The sequence below is a fragment of the Klebsiella sp. GL120222-02 genome, assembly GCF_003097195.1.
Classification (GTDB): Bacteria; Pseudomonadota; Gammaproteobacteria; order Enterobacterales; family Enterobacteriaceae; genus Klebsiella; species Klebsiella variicola.
The window spans coordinates 132,506-140,844 of the sequence record NZ_QEQO01000011.1 but is presented as its reverse complement, the minus strand read 5'-3'; the positions used below and the strand labels follow the sequence as shown (position 1 = coordinate 140,844).

Genomic DNA, 8,339 nt, shown 5'->3' with positions numbered 1-8,339 from the left:
TCCGGCACAACCGCGGGTACGGCGTCTGATGTGTATCGCCCGGTGGCGCTGTGCTTGCGCGTGCCTACACTGTTTGAGCCTGCGAAAGGACTCGTTGGCCGGATAAGGCATTTATGCCGCCATCCGGCACAACCGCAGGTACGGCGTCTGATGTGTATCTCCAGGCGGCGCTGCGCTTGCACAGGCCTGAGGGATGAGGAAACGCCTGCGCAAACGCAGGCCGGATAAGACGAAGACGTCAGGCAAACGCCATGAAGAAAGGGATTACTCGGCGGCCGTTTTCCCTTTGCCGGGCAGCCTGAACGCTTCGCCATAGGGCTTCGCGATACCCATGCGATATTGTGTCTCTTTGGCCGCCTGGTGGAGGTCGGCAAACTCCTCTTTCGGCGCTGGCGGACGTTGCGCCTTTTTCAGACACTGATTACGATGGTGACGGATCCACTCTCTGTCATCATCGTTCAGGCAGCGCTGCATCACCTCAATCCATCTGGATGCCGCCCGACGGTAGAGCCCACTCGCCTCTAACCGTTCAGCAATACTGTCCCTTATTCTCATCCACCTCGCTCCTCTGATGCTTTCACGATATCCCATGGTATTCCGACACCTGAGCCGGAATACCATGGTAGAGTTAATTTATGACAAAACTATTCCTGTGCAGCGCAAGGAATATATTCATTATAATAATCGCTGTGCATAGCAAACCGCATTCGCGGTAATTACTTCCAAAGAGCTCCGGAATTATATGTCGAACGCCGCCATAGATACCGGACGGTATCGACGGTTGTACCTATCAATAGCTATTTAATTTATTATATTTCCGTTATCAAATACCTTGCGATGTCATCTACTCCCTGTACAACCAAGCCTCATGGCGACCTAACGGAGTGCTCCAGCAGTTTATTTCTGAAGATAAATAAGCAGGCTTCATTAAAATTATCTAACCCCAGTCGCTCATAAAGCGCAGTGCGCTTCCGGTAAAGGCTTTTTACCGAGGTATTCAGATTCACCGCCACCTCCTCCATGGTCATACCCGCCCCAAGCAAACGTAGCATTAACTGTTCAGACAAACTTAAGCGCAGATCGTCAAACCACTCTTTGGTCAGCCGCTTGCTCTTCATCTCCAGAAAAAGCCCAAATAATGTCGCCATATCGGCGGGTGATAATGACATGTTTAAAAACGATTTCAGACTCAGTAAATGCTCTTCCCGATGGCGCATATCGAGGACGATACAACATATTCGCTTTCTGGATTGTGCCGCCTCCATCACCAGGTAATCGTAATGACAAAGCGGCGAACGGCTATCAACCAGCAGAGAGACCTCATCAACCTCATTATCTAAAATCGTTTTTCCGCTAGAATCTAACTGAATGATATCAGGAAAGAAATTCTTAACCCCTTGAAAAAGATAGTAATCCTGAGTAACCAATATCATTGAAGTTGCCACAAATCGTCCCTTTAACATTTAATCAACAAATTCTCGTCAACCAGACGTTTTCCTTCCCCCTTTGGACGCTTCGCATGGCGGTAAAAATAACGAGACCTGTGATTTATCATTAGCGCGGCATCTGACTCTGGCTGTGAAAACCCTCCTTGCGTTCTGATGGAAAATAAACGGATTAATTATAAATAAAAAAAATCCACAGAAAAGATGCTTTTTTTGGCATTGAGAATTTTTGTCAGAAATCATCTTAAATATCCAGTGAAAAACACCAACCCCTTCACAATATAAGCAGCACATCAATTTTGAAACAAAATTCCAACCCTCTTTCTTTTTTATTTATTTCAGTAAGTTAAAGAAATCAACTTCAACAACGCCGCTCGAATTAAGTCGATTTTACAGAATTATCTTAAAACGCAGCTCATCATTTATCCATATTTATCCGCTGCCGTATCGGGTATAAATTATCCATTCAATTATCAGCAGGAGATATGTTTATTACTTTGCAATAAGTCATTCACCCGCAGTGCCAGTCAGCTAAATGGGACCATCCTCATCCTTTAACTCACTGTCAAAGGACGGTCGTGTTGTGCAATGGATTCTTGATGAACATATGGCAAATAGAAATGGAAAGATCACCTTATTCAAATACGTTATTGTTTAATCGCAACACGAAACTCTCGCTGTCAATCGGCTTGCTTTTGCTCTTCCCGGCGCTGGTTCAGGGAGCAGATTCGCTCTATGACCAGCAGATCCTGCAAGCGCGTCAAGGCCAGTACGCCCCCTTTCTCTCTTATCTTCAGCAGTACCAGCTGCGGCATGCCTTAACCCCTTCTCAGGTGGCGGACTGGCTGCAGGTAGCTCTCTGGGGCGGCCAGGACGATGAAGTGGTGAAAGTCTGGCGACGCTATCAGGTTTATATGCCGCTTCCCGCACGCGGTACCGCCGCGGCGGCACAGGCCCTGCGTAACCAGAAACAGTGGCAAGCCTCGCTCACCCTCTGGCAGCAGGCTCTCAGCCAGGCCCCTGACAGTGACGATTATCGTATCGGCTATATCAAAACGCTGGCCGATGCCCGCAAGGACGGCGAGGCGCTCAGCGAAGCGCGTCGCCTGGTAGCGGAGCAGGCGAGCGTTGCCCACCTGCAGACGCTCTCTTATGTCTACCTGCGGCTTGGCAAAAGCTGGGACCAGCTGTTGGTGGACACGCAGATCCTCGATCGCGAACCGCAAAACAAAGCCGCGCTGGCCAGCCTGATGGCGACCCTTACCCGCAACCGGATCGATTCCCCTGCTCTCGGCCTGGCGGATAGCGTCGAACTGACGCCTGCGGAAAAGCGCAATCTGCAGTTGAACGCCGCCGCCGAACTGGTGCGCCTTGCCGATACCCCTTCCCGCGAAGAAAACGCGCGTTACGCGCTGGCCCGCACGGCGCTCACGCAGTATGACGCGATGATTGCCGCCTGGCACCCCGACCCACAGGCTGCGCCCGACATCATCCGGGCGCGCATTGATCGTCTGGGTGCGCTGTACGCCAATGCAGATTACGCGCAGGTCATCCGTGAATACCAAAATCTCATCGCGCAGCAGCAGACCGTTCCCGACTGGGCCATCGGCTGGGTCATCTCCTCTTATATCGCCCTTAAGCAAATTGAGCCTGCGCTGACGCTTATTCACCAGCATCCCTCGTGGCTGACAAGCCAACAGAATGAGGAACACGAGCTTTTCTACGCCCTGCTGGACACCGGTCAGTACCCGGCGGCGCAACAGTATGTCGCCCGCCTCACCCGGAATGCACCCTACATCCGTCGTCTCTACGGTTCGCCGACGCCGCAGCCGAATGACGACTGGCTCACCGCACAGTCGCTTAACGTGCACTATTTAGCGGCCACCAACGCCCTGCCGCAGGCCGAAGCCCGGATGCAGCGCCTGGCGGCAACGGCCCCCGGCAATCAGGGCCTGCAGATAGATTATGCCGCCCTTCTGCAGGACAGAGGGCTACCGCGAGCCGCCGAAAGCCAGCTAAAAGCAGCGGAATCTCTGGAACCCGCCAGCTTGCAGCTGGAGCGCCAGCAGGCCTGGGTCGCCCTCGATCTGCAGGAGTGGCGGCAAATGGATCTGCTGACTGACGACATCGTCGCCCGCTCGCCACGGGATCTGAATACCCAGCGCCTGGCCAGAGCGCGCGAGGTCCATCATCTTTCCGAACTTCGCCTGAGCGTTGGCAAAGGGCTGCACTCCGACAACCCGGTGAGCGGCACCCACGACCTCAGTTTTGAGACGGCGATCTACAGCCCGCCGCTAGCCGACAGCTGGCGGTTGTTCGGCGGGCACCGCTTCGCTGAAGGCAATTTTGAAGAGGGGAAGGGCAGCCGTCGCCAGCTGTTCGCCGGCGTTGAATGGCGCCCGCGCGACTACTGGGGCGAGCTTGAACTCTCCAGTGTCAATTTTCACGGCGAGAACAAGCCCGGCGTCCGCCTTTCCGCCGCCCACGACGTCAGCGATCGCTGGCAGCTGGGCGGCGAACTGGAGCGGATTTCGCAGCAGACTCCGCTGCGCGCGTTACGCAACGGCGTCAGCGCCAACCGCGGCGAAGGCTGGCTGCGCTGGTATCAAAACGAACGCCGGGAATACCGCGTCAGCGTGGCCGCCAGCCGGTTTACCGATCGTAACCGCCGCCAGGAGTACATCCTCTCCGGTAAAGAGCGCCTCTGGCAGACGCCGTGGTTAACGCTGGATCTGCAGCCCGGTCTGTCGGCCAGCGCCAATAGCCGCACCGACACCGCCTACTACAGTCCGGCACGGGACCTCGCTGCCACCGCGGCGCTGGCCGTCGATCACACGCTTTACCAGCGCTATGACACCGTCTGGAGCCAGCAGCTGCTCGCCGGCGGCGGCAGCTACTGGCAAAAAAATCACGCCGCCGGGGCGATCACGGTGCTGGGCTACGGGCAGCGCCTGCGCTGGAACAACGTCGTCGACACCGGGGTGATGCTGAACTGGGACAAACGCCCCTACGACGGTAAACGCGAAAACAACCTCGCCATCACTCTTGATGCAAATATACGGTTTTAAGGATGACCATGCTGAACACGACCCTGCGCAACGGCCTGATGCTTCTCGTCTGGCTGTGCCTTATCTTCAGCGTGCGTGCTGAGGAAGTCCCCTTCCTCGCCCCGCAGCAGCGCCCCCAACCGGAGGCCAATCAACCCTGGCCGGCGGATCGCTTTCTGGTGCTGGCCTACCATGACGTGGAAGACGATGCCGCCGACCAGCGTTATCTTTCAGTGCGCACCAGTGCGCTCAACGAGCAGATCGCCTGGCTGCTGCATCACGGGTACCATGCGGTGAGCGTCCAGGACATTCTCGATGCACACCATGGCATTAAGCCGCTGCCGGCCAAGGCTTTTCTTCTCAGCTTCGACGATGGCTATAGCAGCTTTTACACCCGCGTCTGGCCGCTACTTAAAGCCTGGAATGTTCCGGCGCTGTGGGCGCCGGTGGGCAGCTGGGTGGACACTCCCGCTGGCCAGCCCGTTAATTTTGGCGGCCTGATGACGCCGCGCGAGCGCTTCGCTACCTGGGAGATGGTGCGCGAGCTCAGCCGCTCGCCGCTGGTGGAGATCGGCGCGCACACCTGGGCCTCGCACTACGGTCTGCCGGCCAATCCGCAGGGCAGTCGCGAGCCCGCCGCCGCCAACCGCGGCTGGGATAAAACCACCGGCCGCTATGAAAGCGACGCGCAGTTTACCCGGCGCATGGCCGATGACGTGCAGAAAGTGACGGCGAAAATCCACGAGGTCGCCGGGAAAGCGCCGCGCGCCTGGGTGTGGCCCTATGGCGCCGCCAGCGGCAGCACCCTGGCTATCGCCAAACAGCAGGGGTATCAGCTGGCGTTTACGCTGAACGACGGCCTGGGCAATGTGAAAGATCTGGACAATATTCCGCGCATGCTGATCGCCGGTAACCCGTCGATCAAGGCCTTTGCCAACGCCGTAACCCAGATTCAGGAAGCCGATCCTGTTCGGGTGATGCATGTGGATCTGGACTATGTCTATGACCCCAATCCCGTCCAGCAGGCGAAAAATATCGATAAGCTGGTGCAGCGCGTCTATGACATGAAAATCAGCCATGTCTTTCTGCAGGCCTTTTCCGACCCGCAAGGCGACGGCACGGTCAAGTCGCTCTATTTCCCCAACCGCTGGCTGCCGATGCGCGCCGACCTGTTTAACTTCGTCTCCTGGCAGTTGCAGACCCGCGGCGGGGTGAAGGTCTATGCCTGGATGCCGGTGCTGGCCTTCGATCTCTCGTCCGATCTGCCGCGCGTTCAGCGCTGGGATCCGCAAACCGGGAAGGCGTTACTTGCCCGCCAGCCGTACGTTCGCCTGTCGCCCTGGGATCCCCGGGTTCGCCAGCAGATCACCGACATCTACGAAGATCTGGCCCGGCACGCCAGCTTCAGCGGGATTCTGTTTCACGATGACGCCGTGCTGACCGATTTTGAAGACGTGAGCCCGGAGGCGGTCGCCGCCTGGCGGCAGACGGGTCTGGGGCACGATGCCGGCCCGGTGCCCCAACGTCCGCAAGAGCGCCAGGCATGGATGCGTTTCAAAAGCCAAACCCTGACCCGCTTCACTCTGGATCTACGCCAGGCGGTGCAGGCCATCCGCGGCCCGCAGGTGAAAACGGCGCGTAATCTCTTCGCCCTGCCGATCCTGGAGCCGCAGAGCGAAGCCTGGTTCGCGCAGAATCTGGATGACTTCCTTGCCGCCTATGACTGGACGGTACCCATGGCGATGCCGCTGATGGAGTCCGTACCGATTGACGCCAGCCAGGCCTGGCTGACGCGGCTGGTCCAGGCCGTCGCCAGCCACCCGGGCGCGCTGAAGAAAACCATCTTTGAACTGCAGGCCCGAGACTGGAACCGACGCCAGCAAAACGCCATTCCCGACCAGCAGCTGGCGGACTGGATGCGTTTGCTGCGGCTGAACGGCGTCAAAAACTACGGCTACTACCCTGACGATTTTATTAACAACCAGCCTGATATCTCCCGTATCAGGCCGCAATTTTCTTCCTGGTGGTACCCTGACCATGACTGATCGCATTATCGCATTGTGCATTTTATGCCTCGTATTCGGGCTGCCGTTAGGCGTCGCAGCGGTATTTACCGGCGAGCTTATCCTCGACTTTGTCTTCTTCTGGCCGCTGTTTATGTCAGTGCTGTGGATCACCGGGGGCCTTTATTTCTGGTTTCAGCTGGAACGCCACTGGCCGTGGGGGGAGGATACCCCGCCGCCGACGCTGCCCGGCAATCCGCTGATTTCGATCCTGATCCCTTGTTTTAACGAGGAGAAAAATGCTCGGGAAACCATCAGCGCGGCGCTGGCCCAGCGTTACGCCAATCTCGAAGTGATCGCCATTAACGACGGCTCTTCGGACAACACCGCCCAGGTGCTCCAGCAGCTGGCGCAGGAGGAGCCGAGGCTGCGGGTGATCCACCTTGCCGCCAATCAGGGAAAAGCGGTAGCGCTCAAAGCAGGCGCCGCCGCCGCCCGCGGCGATCTGCTGGTCTGCATCGATGGCGACGCCCTGCTGGACCGGGATACCGCGGCCTGGCTGGTCGCGCCGTTGATCCACTATCCGCACGTCGGGGCGGTCACCGGCAATCCGCGGATCCGCACCCGATCCACGCTGATCGGCCGCATTCAGGTGGGTGAGTTTTCGTCGATCATTGGGCTTATCAAGCGGACGCAGCGGATCTATGGCCGGGTCTTTACCGTCTCCGGTGTGATTGCCGCCTTCCGGCGCCAGGCGCTGGCGGACGTCGGCTACTGGAGCCCGGATATGATCACCGAAGATATTGATATCAGCTGGAAGCTTCAGCTCCGCCACTGGGACATCTTTTTCGAGCCGCGGGCGCTGTGCTGGATCCTGATGCCGGAGACCCTCAAAGGGTTATGGAAGCAGCGTCTGCGCTGGGCGCAGGGCGGCGCGGAGGTTTTTCTGGTCAACCTCCGTCGCCTGTTTCACTGGGAGCATCATCGGATGTGGCCGCTGTTTCTGGAGTATGCCTGCTCCACGCTGTGGGCCTTTGCCTACGCGGTTACCATTCTGCTGTTTATCCTCAGCCGCCTGATGCCGCTGCCTGACAATCTGGCGGTGCACAGCCTGTTTCCGCCGGAGTTCACCGGCATGCTGCTTGGCGTGATGTGCCTGCTGCAGTTCGTCGCCAGTCTGTATATCGAGCGACGCTACGAGAAAAAGGTCGCCAAATCACTGTTCTGGGTGATCTGGTTCCCGATGGTCTACTGGATGATCGGCCTGCTGACCACGCTGGTCGCTTTTCCGAAAGTGATGGTGAAACGTCAACGTTCCCGCGCGCGCTGGGTGAGTCCGGACCGGGGAAAAGGAAGCCTGTGATGAATGAAAATACGCTCATCTTAACCGAACACCGTGTGCTGCCCCGGCTGGTCGACGCCGGTTTAACGCTGCTGGCCTGGCTCGGTTTTCTGTTCTTTCTGTACGCCAATTTGCTGATGCAGTTCATCGCGCCGCCCTCTCCGCGCTGGGAGTCGCTGATGGCTTCACTGAATACGGCGCTGGTGTATCTGCTGATTGCCGCACTGAACGGCTGGCTGTTGATCCTCTGGTATCATTACAACCGGCGCCGCGCTCGCACCCGGCATCATACCGCGGTGCTCACCCTGCGACATGATGAGCTGGCGAGCAGCTTTAACGTTGCGCCGCAGATTATCTCGGAGATGAGCCGCTATAATTTGCTCACCGTTTACCACGATCAAATCGGGCAGATTATTGATTTAAAAAGCCACGCGTTACCGCCGCCGCAGGAAGAGAGCGATCGCGCATGAGAGCAAGGCCGCCGTCGGCGGCCTGTATGGGT

6 protein-coding genes and 1 pseudogene are annotated in these 8,339 nt (G+C 57.6%); 5 read left to right on the top strand and 2 right to left on the bottom strand.

Features of this window, described 5'->3' with window-relative positions; genetic code table 11:
- Window positions 1-264: 264 nt before the first annotated feature.
- Complete coding sequence (locus tag N438_RS25300; RefSeq protein WP_008807226.1) at window positions 265-555, bottom strand: PerC family transcriptional regulator; 291 nt, start codon at window positions 553-555, stop codon at window positions 265-267.
- A gap of 206 nt (window positions 556-761) precedes the next feature.
- On the opposite strand from N438_RS25300, the pseudogene N438_RS28935 reads away from it, so the two are divergent.
- Window positions 762-869: pseudogene (locus N438_RS28935) on the top strand (hypothetical protein); the annotation flags it as partial.
- Here the strand turns inward: N438_RS28935 and N438_RS25295 are convergent.
- On the bottom strand, window positions 867-1,433 hold the full coding sequence (locus N438_RS25295) for a LuxR C-terminal-related transcriptional regulator (protein WP_012969132.1): 567 nt from the start codon (window positions 1,431-1,433) through the stop codon (window positions 867-869). The pseudogene N438_RS28935 and the gene N438_RS25295 overlap by 3 nt on opposite strands.
- 632 nt (window positions 1,434-2,065) lie before the next feature.
- On the opposite strand from N438_RS25295, the gene pgaA reads away from it, so the two are divergent.
- The 4 genes from pgaA to pgaD are packed head-to-tail and all read left to right on the top strand — an operon-like array spanning window position 2,066 to window position 8,307.
- Window positions 2,066-4,513 (top strand): poly-beta-1,6 N-acetyl-D-glucosamine export porin PgaA, encoded by a 2,448-nt coding sequence (gene pgaA, locus N438_RS25290; RefSeq protein ID WP_162542755.1) that lies wholly within the window; start codon window positions 2,066-2,068, stop codon window positions 4,511-4,513.
- Between the two features lie 8 nt (window positions 4,514-4,521).
- Entirely contained in the window at window positions 4,522-6,537 is a 2,016-nt protein-coding gene (gene pgaB, locus N438_RS25285; protein WP_043875950.1) for a poly-beta-1,6-N-acetyl-D-glucosamine N-deacetylase PgaB, read from the top strand.
- Window positions 6,530-7,858 carry a poly-beta-1,6-N-acetyl-D-glucosamine synthase gene (gene pgaC, locus N438_RS25280; RefSeq protein WP_008807230.1) on the top strand — a complete coding sequence of 443 codons (1,329 nt, stop codon included), beginning with the start codon at window positions 6,530-6,532 and terminating at the stop codon, window positions 7,856-7,858. Before pgaB ends, pgaC begins: the two co-directional genes overlap by 8 nt.
- The gene (gene pgaD, locus N438_RS25275) at window positions 7,858-8,307 is read left to right on the top strand and encodes a poly-beta-1,6-N-acetyl-D-glucosamine biosynthesis protein PgaD (protein WP_012543140.1); all 450 of its coding nucleotides are present in this window, start codon (window positions 7,858-7,860) and stop codon (window positions 8,305-8,307) included. The genes pgaC and pgaD overlap by 1 nt, the downstream gene beginning before the upstream one ends.
- The last annotated feature ends 32 nt before the right edge of the window (window positions 8,308-8,339 follow it).